The sequence below is a fragment of the Sediminicola luteus genome, from assembly GCF_040566555.1.
GTDB lineage: Bacteria > Bacteroidota > Bacteroidia > Flavobacteriales > Flavobacteriaceae > Sediminicola.
Window position 1 is genome coordinate 206906 of record NZ_JBEWYP010000006.1, and the last position, 23199, is coordinate 230104.

The 23199-nt window shown below is 40.0% G+C and carries 9 protein-coding genes; 2 read left to right on the forward strand and 7 right to left on the reverse strand.

Features of this window, described 5'->3' with window-relative positions:
* Position 1: 1 nt before the first annotated feature.
* The 7 genes from ABXZ32_RS11825 to ABXZ32_RS11855 form a co-directional block, all read right to left on the reverse strand.
* Positions 2-5635 carry a T9SS type A sorting domain-containing protein gene (locus ABXZ32_RS11825; protein WP_354618881.1) on the reverse strand — a complete coding sequence of 1878 codons (5634 nt, stop codon included), beginning with the start codon at positions 5633-5635 and terminating at the stop codon, positions 2-4.
* A 4-nt stretch (positions 5636-5639) separates the two neighbouring features.
* On the reverse strand, positions 5640-7700 hold the full coding sequence (locus tag ABXZ32_RS11830; RefSeq protein ID WP_354618882.1) for a fibronectin type III domain-containing protein: 2061 nt from the start codon (positions 7698-7700) through the stop codon (positions 5640-5642).
* 37 nt (positions 7701-7737) lie between these two features.
* Positions 7738-12693, reverse strand: a complete 4956-nt coding sequence (locus ABXZ32_RS11835) for a hypothetical protein (RefSeq protein WP_354618883.1) — start codon at positions 12691-12693, stop codon at positions 7738-7740.
* A gap of 115 nt (positions 12694-12808) precedes the next feature.
* Complete coding sequence (locus ABXZ32_RS11840) at positions 12809-13426, reverse strand: hypothetical protein (RefSeq protein ID WP_354618884.1); 618 nt, start codon at positions 13424-13426, stop codon at positions 12809-12811.
* A 47-nt stretch (positions 13427-13473) separates the two neighbouring features.
* Positions 13474-13713, reverse strand: a complete 240-nt coding sequence (locus ABXZ32_RS11845; RefSeq protein ID WP_354618885.1) for a hypothetical protein — start codon at positions 13711-13713, stop codon at positions 13474-13476.
* Positions 13710-19130 (reverse strand): fibronectin type III domain-containing protein, encoded by a 5421-nt coding sequence (locus ABXZ32_RS11850; RefSeq protein ID WP_354618886.1) that lies wholly within the window; start codon positions 19128-19130, stop codon positions 13710-13712. Before ABXZ32_RS11850 ends, ABXZ32_RS11845 begins: the two co-directional genes overlap by 4 nt.
* Positions 19131-19133: 3 nt before the next feature.
* Positions 19134-21572 (reverse strand): TonB-dependent receptor, encoded by a 2439-nt coding sequence (locus tag ABXZ32_RS11855; protein WP_354618887.1) that lies wholly within the window; start codon positions 21570-21572, stop codon positions 19134-19136.
* 320 nt (positions 21573-21892) lie between these two features.
* On the opposite strand from ABXZ32_RS11855, the gene ABXZ32_RS11860 reads away from it, so the two are divergent.
* Entirely contained in the window at positions 21893-22342 is a 450-nt protein-coding gene (locus ABXZ32_RS11860) for a hypothetical protein (RefSeq protein ID WP_354618888.1), read from the forward strand.
* Between the two features lie 181 nt (positions 22343-22523).
* Positions 22524-23159, forward strand: coding sequence for a SanA/YdcF family protein (locus tag ABXZ32_RS11865; protein ID WP_354618889.1), 636 nt, complete (start codon positions 22524-22526; stop codon positions 23157-23159).
* The last annotated feature ends 40 nt before the right edge of the window (positions 23160-23199 follow it).

Genomic DNA, 23199 nt, shown 5'->3' on the forward strand with positions numbered 1-23199 from the left:
ATTATTTCAAAATTATCTTCCTAAGGGAAGTGCCATAAGGTGTTTCCAATACGACCGCGTAAACCCCGGCCGGCTTGCCCGAAATATCCATGGAAATGTCATAAGAAGATTCCCCCCTTGCTTTTTCTGAGGCTATCAAGGCATTGTTTGCAAAACTAAAAACCCTAATACTCACATTTCCCCGTTCTGTTAGATTAATCTGTGTATTAAATTGTCCACTTGTTGGATTAGGAAACACTACGAAGTTTTCTACCACCTTCTTATTAAATTCAATTTCTTCTTCACTCACCGTAGCATCCTTAGCAAGTACCAGAACCTTTTTGGTCTGTTGGGCACTGCATGGCCCACGATGGGTAATAATTCCTATTTCGTATTCACCCGGGCTATTAAAAACAAGTTCAGCCTCATCATTATCCTTTTTAACCACGGTTGCTTCTTCTGGAATTATCCACTCTAATCTTTCCGGCAATGGATAACTGATATCCACCAGAATCAAGGGCTCCCCAACGAATACTTGGCTAGAAACTGCAAATTCCGCACTGATCTCATCAGAACTTACATCAATAAAAATAGCACCTTGGGCAGTACAGCCATTTTGACTTTCCACTACCAAAGTATAGTTCCCTGTTTCGGTCAATATTACTTTGGACTCTGTACTGGTATATCCTTGATCCGAAGACCACAAATAGGTTGCCGTTGGGTCGGCCACTGTGGCATCCAGTTCCAGCTGCTGTCCGTCACACAACACCCTATCCTCACCAAGGTCAACCATTAGAGGAAGAGGATCTTCCAAGACATAAGTCCGGGTTATTGGTCCATCGCCAAAGCCGCCAATAGTAACCGTATATGTACCTGCGGGAAGTCCATTAATATCGCTAGTAGTATCTCCAGTATTCCAAGAATAGGTAAACACTCCGTTTCCTTTATTTACCACAACGGATATACTTCCATCCGAAGTGCCTGCACAGGACGGTGACACCATCGTTTCCTCTACAATATCAGGTTGTGAGACTATATAACTTTCACTGAATGTACAGCCATTGCCATCGGTAATTGCAACTTCGTATGTATTTGCCGAAAGGTTTTCTATACTTTTTGTTTCCCCAACGAATGCATTATCTGAAAGTCTGGTCCATCTGATGCCATATGATCCTGAGCCTCCTGAAATTTCCAAGGTAATGCGGCCATCGTTTGCCTCATATTCAGAAACATCCTCTAGATTGGCACTTGCAATGCGCAATGGATCCGAAGGCGCCTCGATAGTAATACTACTTTCTGTAAAACATCCATTTGCATCTACCACCTCAATAACATAATCACCGGCGAGCAGTCCGCTCAAATCTTCTGTGGTTTCTCCGTTGTCCCAATAATATTGATAGGGTTCGGTTCCTCCAACAACTGAAATAGCTATATTTCCCGTCGCTTCACCATAACAAAGCACATCTACCTTACCATCTATATAAATCTCCAACAAATCTGGTGCAACTATAATTAATGGAGCAGTATCGATGGAAATCGAATTGGCATCTGTAACACGTACAAAATATTCTCCCGCTGATAAATCCCCTATAATTCCTGAATCTTCAGATAAAAGGGTGTTCGAACCATTTTGAATAGCAAACCATTGATAAGTATATGGTGCAACACCTCCGTCCACATTGGCGCTTAATTCCCCAAAATCATCCCCATAACAATCAAGGAATACAGTTTGGCTTAAGCTAGCTATCAATTCCCCAGGCTCGGCAATCCTAAAATCACGAGTAAAATAACAGCCATCGCCATCAATAATATTATTGGCATCTCTTATTACAAGGGTATAAGTCCCTCCTTCCAAATTACTGATATCCTCATCGGTTGAAGTAAATCCATTATCGGAAGACCATTGATAACTGAAAGGAGCGGTCCCTCCAAATACAGTAATGGAAATTGCGCCATCAGCCGTGTTGGCGGCAGTAAGGTTTTTTTCCTGATCAACAATAATTCCTAATTCTTGTGGTTGGGTTATGACACCACTTGTAAATACTTCACAATTATTAGTGTCTCGAACCGTTACTTCATAGGTTCCAGCCACCAGGTTATTGAACTGATTATTGTTTTGAAAATTGATCCCATCTATGGCATAGGCAAAAGGTGGCGTACCTCCGCTAACATTCACTTGTAATACTCCATCATCACCTCCAAAACAGGATACTTCAGTAGGTATTATATCGACTGTTAATTCTTCGGGCTCTTGAATCGTTATTTGCCTACTTGATACAGGCGGATTAGCTGTTTCATCGGCTATGGTTAGCGTATAAATTCCGGCAGGAACATCCTCTAAATCCTTGCCTGCTATACTGATTACGTTATTTGACGCCACGTCTCTCCATTCAAAAGTGATTGTTCCATTACCGGTCACCGTGGTCGTAATGCTTCCAGTTGACTCCCCATTACAGCCTACATTAAACTCTTGGATGTTTGTAATTGCCAAGGGCCCTGGCTCGCCTACATTAAATTCTCCCGAAAATGTACATCCATTATCATCCGTAACCAACACTTGGTAAGCTCCTGCGACAAGGCCTGTTAAATATTGCGCTGCACTACCATTCACATTTGGGCCTGACCATTCATAAGAATAGGCTCCAGTGCCACCAATAACTTCCAAATCAATAGTCCCATCCGATCCTCCTGTGGTTGAGGCATCCGTAACACTGGTATTAGTTGTATCGATGGTAATTGCATCGGGTTCACCAACAACCACATTGGCATTATATAAACACCCATTACTATCCTGAACAGTAACTATATATGTTCTTGGTGATAGATTAGTAAAGGTATTCGCTGTCTGATATCCAAATCCATCATCTATGGCATATTGATAGGGTGTCGTCCCTCCCGTTGCATTGATGGTTATTTGGCCATCACCTCCATTAAAACAAGATACATCTGTTGTGATTACCTCACTCAAAAGTGCGTCCAAAGGTTCAGTTACCACAACCGAACTGCTTACCGTAGGATCACCGGAAGCATCCGATAATTCTAGGGTATAGGTCCCTACAGCAAGTCCGCCAATAACGGCCTGGTCAGGACCAGTAAAACTCGGATCACTGTCCTTGGTCCAAATAAAGGTAAAAGGAGGCGTTCCTGATACCTCAGCCTCAATCCCTCCTGTAGCGTCTCCTTTACAAAGTACGTTAGTTGGATTAAGGGAAGTGATTCCCAAGGGTCCGGGTTCGGTAATGGGTATTGGGCCAAGATTTACTGAACAATTATTACTATCTGTCACCACCACTTGATACTCCCCGGCTGTGAGTCCGAATAAATTCGGTTGATCTGAAGTAAAACCATTTGGGCCCGACCAAGCAAAACTATGGGGGCCTGTTCCTCCGGATGATTCTATTACAATTTCCCCATTATTGCCACCGTTGATGGTTACGTTCTTCCTTTGTTCTGATATTTCCGATACCAGAAGTTGGTCGGGTTCATCAATAAAAACGGAGGCTGAAGGGGCTGATTCGCATCCGTTTTCATTTCTTACCGTTACCCTATAAAAACCAGGAGGAAGATTCGTGATGGTATTGCCATTAAGAGGTATCCAATCCGACTCTATTGGCGCCAACTCATAAGTATATTCATAATTGGTCCCCCCTGAAAGAACTAAAACAATGGAACCATCATTACTACCATTACAACTGACATCATTTGGAACTGGGCTATCCATGACCACAGGATCAGGTTCATTTATCAAATAGGTAGCGGTAGTGGTACTAAAGTTGTCCGGATCGTTAAAATCTGCATCTGAGACCCTACCGGATGATACTCTCAACACGTAGTCCCCTGGTGTATTTATGCTATTCAATTCGATAATCCCAGATGATCCTGATTGGATAGAAGAAGCAGCTCCATTAATCACCCATTGATACCTATAATTGGAGGTGAAATTGGATACTTCCGCACTTACACGACCGTCGGAACCCCCAAAACAACTGATCTGGTCGGTTTGTTCCGAAGCAAGATCAGGAACAGGGTCTGAGGTCACATCTATGTTTTCGGAGGTAAGAGTACAGTTATTATCATCCGTAATTGTGATGCGATAGGTGCCTATTTCCAATTCACCAAATTCCACTCTTTTTATTTGTGTATTGTTTATAATAGTTATTGTGGAAACTTCTTCAAAATTAGAGGTCTCTGTAATTTGTTTTTCAAGTTTAAAAGAATAATTTGGGATTCCACCGTCATAATTTATAGTAATGAACCCATCCCGACTTGTATTTGAAGAAGCCCTTCCAGAATTAGGATTACTAAAGGTTAAAGGGGTTAAAGAATTTATAGTTATCGAACCAGACTCACCTATACAACCATTTGGACTTCTTGCAAGAAATACATAATTACCTCCATCCAAATCTGAAAAAGTTGGAGAAGGCTGCCAACTATTAGGATCTCCTTGTATTCCATATTCCAACTCAGCATTGGTGTTTGGGGCGTATCCACCACCAGATCCCACAACGGTAACACTTCCTTTTTCCCCTGCACATTTGGGTTGAATGACGTTTTCTGATGGAATGTCAATTCTTATTTCAGACGGTCTACTTATGGTGAATTTTGGCGTGATTTCCCCGCTTTTTACATCTACGTCACCAACGTTTGGAAAGTCGTATCTAACCTCCTGATAAATAATATAATAATCTGCAGAATCGAAAGTTACTCCATTAGTATCAGTAAAACTACCATCTAATCCTGAATAAGTGCCACTATATTCACCCCCTCCTACATCAACAAGAGCCACATCTGAGATATCAGCATAAGATTGAGCTGGGAATGGGTTTTCACTTTTCAAATCCAATTGACTAGGATCTGATGGAGGAGTTCCTTGTCTTATAAAATACCGCATTTGATAACCTTCGGCAACGTTCCTATCAAAAGTGAGGGTAACAGACCCGTAATTGTTTCCGCCACAAGTTTCATTTTCTTCTATTATTCCGTTGGGTTCAATAAGTTTGGGGGAGCAAACAACTATTGTATATGTTCTCCATGGTGAAAAAACATTTCCATTTAATTTATATCTAAAATCTATTAGTTTATTATTGTTAGCATTCAAATCAATATCAAAATTTTCAAAATCAATTGGAAGGCTTGCTCTGCTCTGAGAGTTTTCTAGCACCTTAGTATTTCCTTCAAATCTATATTCCCATTCTACAACATCCGTATCAACTATAATATTTGAAGCATCGATAGAGTTTGTATTACAATTTAACTCATACAGGACTGAAGTATTTATTTCTTCAAAATAAAGAGCCCCATTATTTCCCGCTTCATAATAAGAATCAAATGTTGGATCTATTGTTATCGTATATCCACCACCCAGAGTAAATGTCTTTCCCCTATTTGGCCCTTCTATATATCTACATTCAGCCTTTTTAACGATAAATTCAAAAGGTCTCACATCAAATTCAAATATTCCTGTTGTTGTACTGATGGTATTTCCTGTAAAATCAGTAATCCTTATTTCACCATCATTAGAGGCTAAAGCAGCAGGGGTAACATTAAAGCATTCACTTGTACTAATATTTACATTATTACTGGTTGCCAGATGAAATCTTTGCCCCAAACAAACACTAGTAATTAGAATAAAAAGCAATGTTATAATTTTCCTCATAACCCTAATATTTTAAATTAACCTTTTGGATCATTGATGTCCGTCCCCCGCTCAAAACCGACTGTAACCCATAGGTGTAATTAGTATTAACTTCCAAATCCACATCATTATAGCCTTTGATACTACCCTCCAAGGTTTTATACAATTTCAATCCATCCTCCCCTTTGCCCCGATACAATCTATATTCCAAGACTTCCTGGTCCTTGACTCGCCACGAGAGGTTGATGAATCTCAGTTCACGGTCTACCATCCCAGAAAATTTAAGGTCCTCACCGTCCATATTTTTGCCTTGCCATACTACCGATAAGGATTCTGTGGGAGTACTCTCCAAGTTCCCCTCATCTTTCGCAATCATGGTATAATTATATACCCCGCGCTGTTCTACAGACGTATCCACATAGGTTGAATCCGATATTTTGTTAGTTTCCATTAGTTGCTCCCATAAGGCTTCGTTATCATCGCCCCTTTTTCGGTAGATGGCATGAGCCACAACATCTTCACTACTGCTGGGAATCCAGTTGATCTGGATTCCCGCCTCTGTCACCTGATAATTCTTAAATACTGGTGAAGATGGTGGCGTTACATCTGGTTTTTCTACTATCAATACCTCAGAGTATTTTGAACGGTTGTAACGATGGTCCTCCGCTGTGATTTTATAGAATACTTCCCGATTCAAATTTTTCACCTGAAGGGTGTCCGTATAGCGTTCTCCTTTTAACACCGTCTGGGTGACCTCACTATATTCGAGCTCTGGGTTATTTGATCTAAATATTCGATAACCTCCAAGATCTTCTTCGAGATTTTTAGTCCACTCCAACTTAATGATTCCCGTAGTATCCATCACCCCTTTTAAACCTATTGGAGGGGCAGGTGGGATTGAATCTATCGGCTGCACAAGGGTTGGAAAGGATTCGCTTTCCACTCCGTTTTTGCCCATGGCAACCACCGTGAAATAATTGACACGTTTTAGCCCCATTATCCTCGTTTCCCTATCCATAGCTTTTATAGCGCTTTTTACTATTTCAAAAGGGCCTTTATTGCTGGTGGACCGCCTTACCTCAAAACCTGAAATAAGATCATTTCCCTTGGGATCAAAATCCCAAAATAGGACTACTTCATCCTCAGTTGGAATTTCCTTTTTGTAAATTCTGGGAGCATATTCCAACTTTTGTTCTGCCATGCCAGAAATCACTTCCGAACTAGGTCCTGTTTCCCCAAAAGCATTTTTTCCCTTGATGCGATAGTAATAGGTTGAATTATTGGGAATGGAATCTGTGTAGGACAAGGATATTTCTTTGGTGTTATTAGATTCCTGCGCACTAAAAATAGGAACCCCGTTCAACTGTTCAAAGCTAGTAGCGTCTTTGGAACGCTCCACCACATAACTCGTATATATACCTTTTAGGAGATCAAAATTCCAATCCAACGTTACAAAACCATCTCCAAAACTTGATGTTAAGCCGATGGGTTTGGGGAGCTCTTCATATAAATCCGAACCGGCATAAACACTACCATTTTCTATAGTAAGAGTCACTTCCTCAGGAATGGCCACTGATATGGAATACAAATACTTTTCACCGGCCTTCACTGATGTATCCTCAATGGCCCATCCAGCCAACTTGGCTGCTTCATAATTTTGTTCTGCTGCCAAAAGGGCGAAGGTAAACCGTTGTTCCAATTCATCGTTTACAGCATAGATACTGCCCATGGCGCCTCCAGGAACTGAGGTTTCAAAACTATCCCCATATAAAGCCTGAGCCAAGATGGCGGCATTTTGTTCCTGCGTTGCCAATGCTTCCCAAGCTTCCAAGGGTTCTGGCTTTAAGGGAACGGAAACCAATACCTTCCTTTCAATAGGTATTACCGCTAAACCATTTCGGGAAATGGTACTTCGTTCTATTAAAAAACCATATTCATTTGCCTTTTTCCAAGCGCTCGGTTCATCCACAGCCCACCTCAACAGCACCTTTTCCGGTAAGGATCTTGAAATCACCTGAACGGCTGGAGCTTCTTGGGCCCTTATGACATTTAGCATTAAAAACAATATGACAATTATGTATTTCACTTTCTTATTTTTATTGTTGGAATATCTCCCACTACTTTTAGTCATTCTTATATTTTATCTCATACCCTTTTTGGTACAAATCCCCAGGAGTCCTGTAAATTAATTGCGCCTTAAAAGTTCCCAAAGGCAAGGCTGGAAACGAGCTTTGCATTAAATATTTGTAGGCATCATATTTGGCTTGATCCCCTCCAGTACTGGTATATCTGTTCACTATCCTATTCCTCAGATAAATCATGTCTGACTTATACTGATACGGCAGATTATAGACAAACGGAATCCTGTTTTTCACCCACGCAGAATTGGGATTATTATCCAAATTATTCAGATATTCCTGACCTAAATAAAAGGAGCGAATTGGAGGGACTCCCAACAATTCCTCTTCCCTATTGACCCTGATATCCCCATCTAACGGATAATTCTCGTACAATAAGGGGAAGATTTTATTTTTGTAATAGGAATCGTCCAACACGGCCTGGGCATAGATTAAAGGCTTGGATTCGGTATACCTGCCTCCCATTATTTCCATCTTTTCCAGATATTCATAATCTGACACTTTAATGGAAAGGGAATGAACATCGGCATAAATAAAATTCGTCAGGTTGTCTATGACATTCAAATCGCGAATTTTGTCTTTAAACGTAGGGTGTTGACTGGTTTTAAAAGCATATTCCAAAATTGATTTAGGAGCTCCACTGGAAATAGTAACATTTGCTGCCATTTTATTGGAGACTACCGCACTTCCCGAAGTATTTATGGTTTCTTTTTCCTGCGTATTGGAGGCTACATCAAACCAATTGGTGTCGCCGCCTTCCTCATCAGCCAGCAGATCGGTTTCAACGGTAACAATCTCCGTTTGTATTTCAGCTCCTGGTGGGAATGCCATTAAATTAAGACCATATGGCGTATTCAAAACCATATCAGGGATATCATAGAAAACTGTGGCTTTCCCCCTATCATAGTTCAAATTGGTTCGAACACCCTGACCGGTTGAATTGGATACAAACTCGGCACGCATTTCATAGCCGCTATCAAACAAATAATGTTGCGCGGTTTTCATCTTCACATACCCCTTCCCGTATTCTTCCGGATAAAAACTTTTTTGATCTAGTACAGGATACATATAGGCGATATTTTCCAAGGGAATATGGTCTGGGGCTTTATCTGTTTTAAAAATTGCTTCCAGTTTTTCAATGACCGGTTTACCATTTTCTACCATGGTCTGGTAGGAGCCGCCTATTTTTTCATCAAAACTAACTTCCACCACTACCTTTACCTCTTTTTCCGAGGGCAGGGTTTCCGAAGGTTTGAAGGTAACCGCATCATTGGTATCATTCCATTCCAAGCTTCCCTTCAGTTCCTTTCCTTCCGAAGTGACCTTAAAGTTTTGTAACTGCAGTTTAAAGGTTCTTGTTCCTTCCTCCAGATCTACCGTAAAATCATTGTTGGCGGCATAATTGAATATAGCTTGGGGCGCAGCAAAGACAGAAATGTCTTCACTCTTATCCCTTGGGGTTATATCAGATATCATGGGTACGCCCACGGCATTGTTAATATTCTCGAGCTCGCACTCTTCCCCCATCTCCACTTTAAGGCGCATACGCCCCTTGACCAGTCCGCCCAAAATATTATAGTACATTCCCACATAGCCCTGCACATATACAGGGTTTGGAAATTGCCCTCGCAGCATCGCAGCAACCCCAGCTTCTGCAATTTGGAAATTCCCTTTAACAAATACCAGGTTCACTTTTACTCCAAACTCCCCATAGAGATAGGCATATACCTGCCCCATGGAATACCACCCGTCATTACCAACGGGACCGGGACGACCTACACATTTGGCATTCGGGTAATAGGCATGCATTACATCAAAACCGACGCCGGCTTCCAGTGCTGCATAAAAAATGGCAAATTCATAATTCTTTCTGTAAGCGAAATTTAAGCCAAAGGCAAAGCCCTTTCCAGCCGCCAACTGGTTTTCTTGACGATTGTTATTCAACATATCGCTACCCAAAATTTTAACTACTTGGGGATGTGGATCTAACTGGGACGGAAGCTCAGTCCCTGTCATAAAGTACCCACCAACTTCCAATTCTTCGGTTCCCAATGCAAAAATCAACGACAGCCTTCGTTGTGGCGATCCTATGTGCAAGTACCAATCATTGGGACCTGTGTGAATTTTAGCCCAACCAGCCAAGTTGTTATCCCCACCTCCTCGGATTCCCTCGGTATCCATGTAAAGTTCAAAATCCCCATCGAAAGTGCGATTGACAAAGTCTTTCTCTATCCCTATATATACTCCGATTTTTCCGGAAGAGGCAACATCCCTTACAGGAATAGCTTCTTTGGAAAGTTCCAAGTAGTTCCCATGTTTGGCAAGCTGCTCCACTAATTTGGGATTCTTTTCCGCAAACTCATTGATCTTTTCTTCCATCTTGGAGAGTTCCCCGAGCTTCGTACTATCCTTTTTGGATTCACCACCCATCATAGCCCCTTCCCCAGTAAAGCCAATCCTATTGAGTCCACCGTGGGTATTGAATTCCATTTCCAAATAGGCCTTTCCGTTAAAGGTATCCGAATTGGGTGCACCTATTTTCACTCCTGCCCTAAGTCCTAGTCCATACTCCTCATTTGGCCTGTATACCGCTGAGGATGGAGAAAAACCATCTCCATTGCCCCTTATTTTTTTCATTTTGTAGGATACCCCTCCCACAAAAGCATTGATCAATAATTTACTGTTGGAAGAGGCACTGTTGTTATCTGTCCAGATATCCACATTCCAATATCTAAACTCTTTCTTGCCAAAAATAGCCTTACCCCTAGCCTTAAAATCAAGCTCTTTTATGGTAGCGGTAATATCGCCCCTGAAACCATCTCCATACCAGCTATGGTCCTCCATGATTTCCAATTCTCCTTTGAGGGCCACCCCACTTTTTTCATAGTCGATTTTAATCCCGTTGACCTTAACCCGTTCAAATTTCCAATGCTGAATAGATGCTCCTTTGTCCAACTGGCCTAAAATGGCCATGCTCGTAGTTGCATGGGATCCTTCCCCATCCAAATTAAGGGTAAGGTCAAAAGAAAGGCCCAATTGGTCTTCAGGAGTGGTAAGTTCCAGATCTGAAACAGAGGCGGGAAATCCCATCAGTTTCATTTCTCCGGTAAAACCAAAAGATTTGGTACTGATGGCCTTTTTTCCTGGTTCCGTTTCCAGTTTTAGTTCCTCGAATTTTATCCCGGGAAAGCTAAACCCTTTACTATCCTTTTCCAGTTCTTCCTTGGAAGGCGGTTCCTCCCCGTCTTTGAGTCCTATTTTTCCAATGACCGAAAGTTGTCCGGTAAGATTGGCGTAGGGGTATAAATTTCCCTCTTTTACATCGATCCCCACTTTGGAGTTTCGCTCCAACAGTATTTCCCCTAAGAACACCGGGGCTTTATAATCACTTTTTCTCCCTACTTCCAGTCCGTAGCCATTAACATCTATGTATCCCTTGTACTCCATAGGTTCCTTTAAAATGGGTACGGAAATATCGCCGCCCATGGTACCACCAGTGAGGGAATTCATCGCTAGGGTAATGCTTACATCTTCCACGGTAAAGGCCCATTTTCCCGCTGCGCCTTCCCCAACATTCAACACATTTTCCCCAAAAAAAGTTCCTGACACTCCTTGGCCATCCAAAATCAGATTTTTGGCGCCAAATTCTACACGACCTTCCGGAGCATTGTTTTTTTCGATGCCCTTGGGCAGCATTACACAGACTTCCTTGGCATAGAACCCACGCCATAACTTTCTGTCGGCATTACTATATATGGCACTGTATTCCTTTGGGAATTTTATGCCTGAGGCATTCTTGCTATCGCTGAGATCTAATACTGCCCGTTTTATATTGAAACCCCAACCTTTAAGGCCTACCACTTCAAATTTGGGAAGGGTTACATCCAGCAGTACATCATTCCAGCCATTAGCCCGAATGCTAAAGGAAGCCCCTACATAACATTTGTTATTTACTACATTCTCTGTATCCTTTAGGTATTGATTGTCCCTACTATCCCCACACACATAGTTGCCTCCGCTGGTAATGGGCAGCAATACATTACGGGAAATTCGAAGGTCCCCTTCAAGGCCAATAGATTTTAAGCCAGTGCAATCAAATTCTACGTATGATTGATCACTAAAAGTCCCTGTTTCCAGATCGATACCACCTTTTAAGGTCAGCAACCAATTGTCCCCATTCATGGGAATGGCCTGATTGCCCAAGAGCACTAGTTTCATATCCCCGAGAAGAGCACCATCGTGGGAAAGTTTTATCCCTTCGGCACCAAAATAGAGATTGCGTTCCGGTGTCGAATCATTGGCCTTTTCTGGAATGGTCAATTTTGCCCAGGCTTTAAATTCGGCATATTGGGGCGTGAATTTCACTTGGGAAATGGCAAGTTGCACGGTATTCCCAGAGGTGGAATCCTTCTTACTGAGGCCAACCGGTAATTGGAGTAATTCTTTCCCTGTAATGATATCTACAAAATTCCCTAGTTTTTGAACAGCTTCAAAGGCATTCATAGCCTGACTCACCAAGGTATCCACTTTTGAATTACTGGCATAATGGGCTTTAAGATATTCCTGATTGAATTCCGGAGCTCGGTTGATAAAAGAGACCTTAAAGCTGTTGTTTTCTTTTAACTTCTGATCTAGGTTTGGGAAGGATCTATAGGTTTTTGTTTCTTCTATTGTTTTGGGAGCAGTATGATTGTTCTTAATTCCAAAAATAGAAGTGTTGTAAAGGGCCGATTGTTGCAGCTTTATCAATTGCTGCTGTATGGCCGACTTGGTCTTCGTTGAGTCTCCAGGGTTTGACAACCCATTATTTGAATTAGGAGCTACCCAAACATCATTACTTCTATAAGCTGGAACCTCTTCATTTGTAGAGAAATTGTTTGGAGAAGCCCACAAGAAGCAAGGCCACAATAGTAGTAAATTGTATAGGTAGTTTTTAATCATAATTGTTGCTTATGGTTGGTATTTTCTACTCATCTTATTTTTTAATTATTTCAATTCTCACTGTTGATGGCACGAGCGTGACGCTCGCGCTAGCAGGGGGTTTTTCGTTATATTTTTAATTTTTTTTACTCTTAAAACCACTTAACACATATATTATACCTTCAAATTTATTTGGCAAATTTGGAAGTTCTCCAGTTTTGAAATAGTTAATTAACCCAAAAACTAACAATAAAAATCCTGCAAGACCTAGAAGCATAAAAATACCTCCTAAGAAATAATAAACTCCTGTAACAAATAAAGATGGTTTAGTACCAATTAAATAGTAACCATCTATAACTAATATTTCAATTCTCCTTTGATTATTCTTTATTCGAATATCATTAAAAGCGGTGAGCTGATTTTTAGAAAGGGAGAGCGGCAATATCTGATCTAAATCTCCATTTATTATGATATTATTTGTCCTTAAAAATTTTAAAATTCTTTTATGTTCTCCATCTGGGATGTAAAAGTTTCGCGTTAATGTGTCCACTACATTCGATCCCAGATTAAGTTGTATATATTTTTTACCATCAAACACATAGTCCAAGGAGAAATATTCTAGTTGTTTAGTAATTGGAATATTGCTTTTCGTGTCTTTAGTTTTTTTAAATAAGGTTGGGCTAACTACAAATACGAGAAGAATGCAGAATGTAAATCCAAATAATAAATTAAATATGTGTCTTACGGATTGCATAATCTTATCTTATAATTGTTTCGTATATTCAAACTAGTAGATATTCTTTACTGCAAACTTGGCAAGTCCCTATGCCTATTTTTAAAAAAACTAGGATTCTGTCTTATTTTCTCAGCAAAATCTTCTATAAAGGAGTTTCCTAATTCAAAAAAAGTATTTTTTTCCAATTCATTTAGCTCTACATTTATTGTATATAGAGCAACACTACCGCATATAACGGATAGTATAAATGCGCCGTCATTTTCATATAGCGTGTACTCCCAATTTTTTTCTATTTTTTTTTTCATTTCAAATTTGTTAAAGATTCGATATAACTGCCTGCTGGCACAGCATCTATTACTATTTCAGAGTACCCATTCGGCAAAATCCCACCTGGGATCCATAAATCGTTAGCTCCTTTTTCTGTTCCTTGAGGTATTCTTCGATTTTGTGAGACTGTATTGGGAATGTCAATTCTTACTAATTCCTCACCTGTCCATGACCCACTAGGAATACCTAATTCATTTTCTACAACTGACAAATCACCATCAGCCTCGTTTAAAAGATTATCCATTTCCTTATTTGACATTACAAATTGGCCGTCATGTCTTCCTACAGGATTTCGTCCATACAAGTCCAAAGACCTTTTAGGCACAAGATAAGAAGCTCCATCATTAAATTTTGCCAGATGTGTAGTAATATAATTAGCTTCAAGATAAGTTTCGGGGCTAGGTCGAGAAGCTTTGGAATAGGACATTACTTTTGATTTGGACCATCCAGATTTATAAGCTACTTGACCTTCATGGAAATATTTTATTAGAACTCCATTTTTAACTGTTAATCTTGGAGTATTTGAATTATCAACTGATTTTCTACTAATCCACTTTTTCCCATTTTTAAAATAGAATCTATACCCATTAGGGGCTTCGGATAAATCATCAATATTTTTTCCAATTGTCTTACTCCATTCCAAAGCGCTACCCGTGATCGATTCCAGACCCTTCTCGTATTCAGATACTATTTTTGGGTTTTTACCGCTACGAATTTCCAATTCAGCCCTTCTAACGAAATCCTCAACATCTTCCAAAGACAATTCTGTTCCATTTTTGGCAATCTCTAATTCTTTTATTATATCAATTACCTCATCTGTTTGTCTATTATTTAGAAGTTTGCGCAAATAACCTATTCCTTTAGCTCCTCCTTTATTAATCAAATCAAAGCCGCCTTTTGCAGCAAATGCGTAGCCAACCCAAGTCCAAGCCCCTGGAATATCCACCTCTGTTGCTTTCAAACCTAAGTCTGTTACCGTGTAAGAAAAATCTAATAGGGTATATAAATTCTTTGATACTTCGTACGCTTTTTGACCGGCCTTTGCAGATCTGATTGCAGTTATCGCTGCTGCACCCTCCCCCAATGTGCTTACTGTAATTATTATATTAAAGGCATTCCAACCAAAATTTTTAATGCGTTGATTTCCTTCATTCTCCTTTAAGTAATCAAGAAATAGTGCCGGCACTATTTGTATAGAACCACAATATTCGTTAGCAGACAAAGATTGTCCATCCACACAACCAGCCCCAAATGGTGAAACATCGTTAAGAACTGTAAGGCCTACTAACTCAAAAGGAGAAGAGCCTTTAGGAAGCAAATAGTCTGTTTTTGTAGAACAATTCTTTCTTCCTTTAGAACAGCAGGAGATACAAGTACTAATGCTAACTGTATGTGTGTCTTCATCATAAATAAATTCGAAGTCGTTTTTATTTTTGACGTAAGAAACGAGTAAATAATTTTGCTGTTGTACATCCCAACTTAAATAGAGTTCTTGCGGTATGTTTAGGTCTGCTAGATTAACCCTTGCATCACTAAGTCTTTTTATTTCACGGAAAAATTTAGTGTGTGGATATTCTCCATTTATTAAATCGCTCAACTTTTCCTTTAATACATATATTAAAGGTTCGTCCTCGCTATTTAAATGTGTTGGAGAAATCAATTCATCCAAAAATCTTTTCGCTTCATCATCGGTAACAGAGGCTACCACCTTTGCAACTAGAGCGTCGTGATTCATCGATAAAATATTGAAAAGCCTTCCATCTAGCATAATTGAAAGCATTTCCACCTTTTGCTCTAAGGAAATTAATGCCAATACATCGGTATTAACTTTAAGTGCTATTTCAAATAATTTATCTCTTAGTTCCTCTTTATCAAGGTTCTCATTATCTAGTATGTTGGATATTCCGTTTTCTCTCCATTCAGTTAAGAGAGCTAGAGCTTGATAATACTTTTTCCAAGAAAATTCTAGTTTTCTATTACCATCAATAGTTTTTGGAGTATTATCCCATTCCTCATATAGTCTCTTGTACGAATCAACTATTTCAGACGATTGTTCCGCACATATCAATTTCGAAACTTCTCTTAAAAAGTCTTCTTCCGAGCCTTCAACGGTTGGTAAGTCTTTGTAAGAATTAAAATATTCTTGGCCCAAATCACACAAATCAGTTGCACAATTGGTTGTAATATCAACAGGGAGTAAATTAGAATTAGTACTTGAGAAATTTAGATTGCCTTTACTACTGTTTACATACCCATAATTAGTCAAATAAGTTTTTGCACAGTCATCAGGCACAGATTCAAATAAATAAACACTAGAGTTATTTCCTATGTCCGGAATTAACTTTAGAACATAAGGGTTGCCTTTACCCTCTGTATAATAACCATCAAAACTACCATCTGCCTTGAATCTAGCGTCATAGCCAACTCCGTTATTCAACCTAAATCCAGGAATTGTTCCTTTTACTCTATCCGATTCTATTTTTGACCTTATTATACTAGACTTTTCAATTTTAAACGGCCTCCAATCAGGCGTAAACCAAATTCTTCCAGCAATCTCCCCATCCTCCTCATCCTGGAAAACATAAAATTTTAAGGCAGGGTTATGCATTTGTGCCCAATGCATATGGGGCAGCAGACTAGCATCATCTTTATAGTCCATCAACCAATCGGTTGCTCCTTGTGCAGAACCGTAATCTGTAAATGGATGCTGTAAGGCAAATACACCATGACCCAACTCATGGGCTATTGTGATGGCCAAATCATCTTTCCCTTCTTCAGCAGCTGTAAGATCTCCATTGAACACAAAACCAAATTGCCTTTGTAAAGGCATAAACCCGCCAATGGATTTAGTGGTTTTTACTATCGAATCAAATACAAATAGATAGTAAGCATTAGAATTGTAAACTATCTTTGATTTTAGGTCTTCAATCACCGCTTTTTGCTCAGCATTGTAACTGGACAACCAAGGACTATCACCAATTTCCAATTCATTATCCCCTCCCAATAAATTTTTACTAAGTGAAGCTGATTGGGTACTTAAATTTAGGGTTGCTACCCCTTTCTTAAAGATGTCTTTTACGGCGTCTACAGTAGTTTGTGGTATAGACACTCCATCCACAGCGACCAAAACTACATCTACCTGTCTATCTGTTAAATGCCAAAGCGTAAAAGCACCTGCTGTTAGTTGCTGTTCTTCTTCTGTTTTGGAAGGCACCACAGCATAAATGGTTTCATTTTCTAAGGTATATCTCCCTGTTAGCGTAAACACAGGGTCACCATTTATTTCCTCCCATGGAATCAATTCTCCCGACTTCGTTTTAAATATGAGGTCTTTTATCGTGTAGTCTGAATTAGTAAACTCAACCTTCGCTCTTACCTTTATAACATCGCCTTTAGCCACTGCCTGATGTACCAGAGTGTATGGATTGCCATCTGCATCGGGAATTGTTACATATTCTTTTTTAAGTTTCTCACTATTGGTTTCTGGCATTTGGTCATAACCATACTTCCCATTATCCTCAAAAGTGACTATTATCCCTTTTGCCGTTAGGGCTTTTAACTCTCCATCTTGAGAAACACCGGTTACATTCCCAGTAGATACGGAACCAGCTGGGTCTATCTTACCACCTTCGGTAATATTACCTCCAGCATCGACATGATATACATTGCCTTCACCATCTATAATAACCTTATCGTCACCTAAGGGACTGGTTTCTGTTGCTCCATTCTGAGGGTTTGTGATGATTAGAATACCATCTTCAATCTTAATATCATTCTCTGGATCCAATACCCAATTGATCCGAATTTCATCCAAATCATTATTGCCTTCAAAAGGTTCTCCTATCGCTTCAACTGCATCCGTAACCGTATCAATAGCCGCATCAACATCCACTATATTGGCTAAGGTTGGGTCGTATATGGTGATGACCGTACCTTCGGCCATTTGCTTGTCGGTATTGATCAGCACATTGGTAAATTCTACCCCTACCCTAATACTGTTCAAATAAGGGATGGTGACATATCCCTTTCCGGTAAACCTGCCATTGCTGCCACTTACCTCCAATATTTTAATGGGAAAATCTCCTGCGGTAAACTGTTCGCCCACGGATATGCTGGGCAAGGGTTCGGTATTATCTAAACTGAAGTCGGGCGTAATACCACACTCATACACACTGGCCTCATCATCGGCGATAAAGGTGGTAAACTGTCTTACCGTACCCCAATCGCTTTGGGTGACCACACATTTTTTCTGTACCTGGTATTCGTAAACCGTCCCTGCTTTTAAGTCCCACAGCGTAGTAGTATTGGAAGTGGTCTTATTAAAAAACCACTCATTGTCATTGCCTTTTTTACGGTAGCGCACCGTATACTCCGGAACATCCGTAGAAAAATCGTCCCAAAAAATATTGGCATTGGTGCTGCCTTTAACCTCGTGGTTTATAGCACTCGGTAAGCTACATACTCCAGCATAGCTGAAAGAATATATTTCACTATATCCCTGATTTTTAAAGAGTCCTATTTCTTCCGTTCCTTGCCTCGCCTTGGCCTGTACCCGCCAGGCATAATTTTTATTGGATAGAAATAGCGGATCAGACGGGCCATACACATAGGTGGTGGCCGTAGTAGTCGTCTGAAAAATTGGGGGCGAACTTAAAAAGGCGGCTTGTGGATCCACATAGGTGTCCCAAATCTCCACAATGCTTAGTTCATACTCCACATTGCTCACATTAAGCTGCCTAGGAGTCCACTGGAAAACTATATTCTGTGGATTGCGCTCCACTATATTGGTTTTGTTATAGGGGGATACCAAAAACGGGGGTTCGTTCTGGAAGATGATGGTCGTGGCACAGCTTTTTTGTGACAAGCGGTTACCGGACAAGACATCTATTATTTCAAAACAAAACTGATAAGCCCCTTCCGGTATGGCCCGCCCATAGAAATTGGGTGAGATGCCCGTAATATTTTCAAACCTAAAATAAGGCGCCAATTCCACATTGGTAAGGGTCAGGGGGATCCCGCCTTCCAAAAAGAGTGTTGGCGCCCCAACTACAATATCATTACTCTGAAAAGAAATCCCATTGCCCTGGAAGTAAGCCTTTAGCCTAACCTCCCTATTGGTTATGGTAAAATCATTGAGCACGACCTGGACCCGCAACGGACTACTACTAGTGCTGGCATCTGAATAACTGCTGAAATAAATAGGTACAGGGGGAATGGCTTGTGGAATTACCTGTACGGGAAAGGATTGGGCCGACACTAAAGAGTAATTTCCTAGCGCCAATAAAACCCATAAAGCGAAAAAACGGAACAAGTGTATCCTTCCCCAGGGAAGTTGAAAAACCTTCCTAAAGATGAATGAATATAATCCTATAAGACAGTGTAATAGTCTCTTCATCCGCTAATTTTTATTAATGTATTTCAATTCAAAAGTCTCTGGATTTACCGTATTGAGCGACTTTTTATAATAAAAATCTATGATTTCATTTTCTAAGAGCTCTTCCAAGCGTTCCATATCCGAATTGACATCAAAATCCTTGAACGCCCTGGAGGCCATAGTCTCTTTGAATTCCTTTAGATCCCCTATCGGTTGAGTTACAACCTCCATGCCCACAAATTCCGAAAACTGCTGTTGCATCCATCGGTGTCCCACCAATTTCTCCAATCGGATTTGCTGATCCTTCAATAGACTTTTATAGGCATTTTCCAACTCCTGATCTTCCGAAATAAAAATCTCTTTATTGTGCATCGGATGCTGGTCGACTTTTAATTTCTGGTCTACAAATAGTTGCTCTAAAACGACATCTATTTTCCGCATATCGCGTTTTATTTTTTGAATAGCACTGAAAAGCGCTTCGTTATAAACCGCTTGAAAATCTCCATACTCATATAAGGCTTCCAAAAAAATAAGCGCATTTTCCTTGTAGTCTTCTTCCTTTTCTTGTTTTTTCACAATAGTCAAAAGCATCACTAGTTCTTCTTTTTTGAATAATGGAATAGAAGAAAACTGACTACTTCCAAAAACGGTGGACAGCTGATTGTTGATATTGGGAATAGTACCGCTATAGACCACATTTCTATACCTAAAACTGATGGTGTTCTCATTTGCATTGGCATTGCGGCCGCGAAGATCAAGGTTGAGTTTAAAATTATCGAAGGCATAGCTATACCCAAAAGTGATAGTGACATCGGTGGTATTTGCCGTGGTTGCGTTTCTAAATAGCGTAAGTACATTAAGACTCAAATTATGTTTTTGCAGCCACAAGTAATTACTACCCAATCTGAAATTATAAACACTCCCCTGTTGCTCTCCGTTATTAAAAGAAGTGTTATAGGAACTGGAGAAGTTGGTGCGTAATTTCTTTTCAAAAAACTGTTTCCCAACAGCCAGCGTTGGTCCAACCGTAAGGTTTTCATCTTCCCCTATGGTATTATAGGAGGTGTTTGCCGCTAGAGAAATACTAAGCGCCTCTTTGGGATAGCCCAAGGTATAGGCCGCCGTACCATTATAAAAGGTTGAAAATCCACCTTCAATGGTCTCCCCTTCTTGTTGGTTGTTGGAATTCTGATAGACCAAGTTTAAATTGGTAGTATGTTGTTTTGTTTCCGTCTGCTTTAGGATGTAATTGATGCCCAAATTGGCATTCTGGGAAATTTGTCGATAGTTGAGCGTGTCCACATTGTCAAACTGACCCACTTGATTGATATAATCAAATTGGTCGCGAATGTTGGTGTACGACTGGAAATTGGAATAAGACCCGATCAAACCCAAGCGATCTGAAGCTGTATAATTTACATTAATGGCGGTCACGATCCGCTGTTGGTCCGAGGATTTGGCATTGTCCAAATTATCTTGTTGCACCCCCGCATTTACACTTAAATTAACCTTTCCATCAAAGATGGTCTGGTTGGCATTGACCGTAATATTCTCGAGATCATTGTTAAAAAAATAAGCCCCAAATGTCTTATAATCCGGATCTATTCGCTCATACCCCACGCCCAAAGATCCATTCCCTGCGGGATAATTAAAGGAGGCGTTTAACGCATTGTAGTAATTGGTGCTTATGTTTTCATTTAGGACAAAGGACAAGACCCCTTTTTCGGTTCTTTCTTCGATTAATCTGTTATCTTCCGTTACTCCTGAAATGGCGTATTCTATCCGAATTTGGGCCTTTTCAAAAACCTTGAACTCAGACTCAAAAGAAAGCACGGCATTTTCTTTTGGTGCTAATCCCAATTCAACGGGTATCGGATTCTCCAGGGAAGTTTCTTCGTCTTTAGCTTTAAAAAAAATGAGTCCTAATTTTACTTTCTCAAACTCATAGGCCGTTTTTAAACCGTAACCCATACGTTGATAGGCCGTAAGACCTTGAGGTGCTTCCGGATTATATTCCGTGGCTCTGAGAAACCGTCCGTACATTGCACTGATCTGAAAAGGACCTTCCGGAGTAAGATCTACCCCTGCTCCCGTAAATTGGTGTCCGCTTAAAGTATAGGGAGAAAAGGTCATACTCACATCCCCAAGATGGGCAGCTGCCCATTTATAGGAAGGATTAAAACTAAACCGATTAAATTTAAAGGGATTCGGAAAATCGAACTCCTGATTGGAATAGGTAAATGATAAAGGAACATTATACAAACCTGCAATATTAAAATTTAAATTACCTGTTAGGTAATACGTCAATGCTTGCCTATTGGCAGCACCATCATAATAGACCGCATTTGCGGCTATACCTCCATTGTACCTTAAGAATTTCTCCTTGCCCAATTGGTCAAAATTTACGGATTGAGAAAAGGCTATTCCAAAGCACATAAAAAAGGGAACAAAATATTTTAACAACGAAAATTTTCTTAAAAACTTAAATATAAGTTAAAATTACAAATTAGAAGAATATTTTCGACAAACGGCGATCAACTTTTCATACGCCCCTCACGCTACATTCCAAAGCTATTGACCCTATCGCTAGCTATTTATGACTCATTTGCTTCAATGTAACTCTCTGAGAAATAGAAAATTTGCAACATTTTTTAACTCATATGATTAAATAGGTATAGAAGATGGTAGTACAACGATTATTTGGACCGTTGAGAGTAGTGGATGTAATATGGACCCTATTATGATTTAATTTTGACCAGAGAACAACTATAAAACCCTAGATCATGAAAAAACAATACTTTTTACTAATCGCTATTTTTTCTTTACTAATTTCTGGTTGTGGCAAAGACGATGCCACCGAAGTTATCCTGGCCAAAAATGTATTTGCATTGAGTCCGGTCGCAGATTCAAATATTTCTGGGAACGTTTCTTTTGTAAAATATGAAGACGGAAGAACTGAAGTTATCTTGCAGATCAATAACTCTTCAAAAGACATTCACCCGGCCTTTATTTATTCCAATAGCCTTGCTGAAGGTGGACCAGTTGCGCTTACCCTAGCACCTATTGAGTGTGATTGTGAAGAAAGCATCACCGTAGTATCTAAATGGGACAATGGACAAGCCGTAACCTATGAAGAATTGATCAATTTTGACGGTCACCTTAAAATTCACCAGAACAGTGATCACTTAGAGATTGTAATAGCCCAAGGAAATATTGGTGCCAATGCAAAATAAGAATATTCAATAATTACCATTTATAAGGTAACCCTGGCCAACTGGTCAGGGTTTTTTAATGCCTTTTTGTAAGATCTTAGTTGGCAGGTAGTTCATTATTTCGTTATTTTCAATCCAACTCCTGTTTCTATCTAGAAAGATCAAATTGCTTTCCTTACCTTTATTTTGGAATTGATCAAGAATGAAAAAAAGAATTGTCCGTGTTTTTCTACTTTTAGCTACCGCCATTATTTTGGTGTTGTTCATCAGTACTTTTTCAATTCAACTCCTTACATCAGGAAAAACATTTTATACCCTAAATAACATTCCCAAAAACAAAGTAGGTTTGGTACTGGGTACGTCTAAGCGACTAACCTCTGGTAAACCCAATCCCTATTACCACAATCGTATATCTGCCACTGTTAGGCTCTATGACGCGGGAAAAATTGAATATATCTTGGTGAGCGGGGATAATGCCACCCTATATTACAATGAACCCTACACCATAAAAAAAGATCTGATCAAGGCCGGAATACCAGAGAACAAGATCTTCCTGGATTATGCAGGGTTTAGAACCCTGGATTCCATGGTAAGGGCCAAATATGTATTTGGGTTGGATAGCGTTACCGTGATTTCCCAAAAATTCCACAATGAACGGGCCATATTTCTGGCCGAAAGAAAAGGACTCCATGCCATCGGTTTCAACGCCAAGGATATTACTGGAAGCGATGGCCTGAAAGTGCGCCTCAGGGAATATGGGGCTAGGGTAAAAGTGTTCATCGACCTTACCTTTAATACCCAACCAAAATTTTACGGTAAGAAAATCGAGATCAAATAATCTATCCTACCCATAATTTTTTTCATTCAAAATCTTTAAA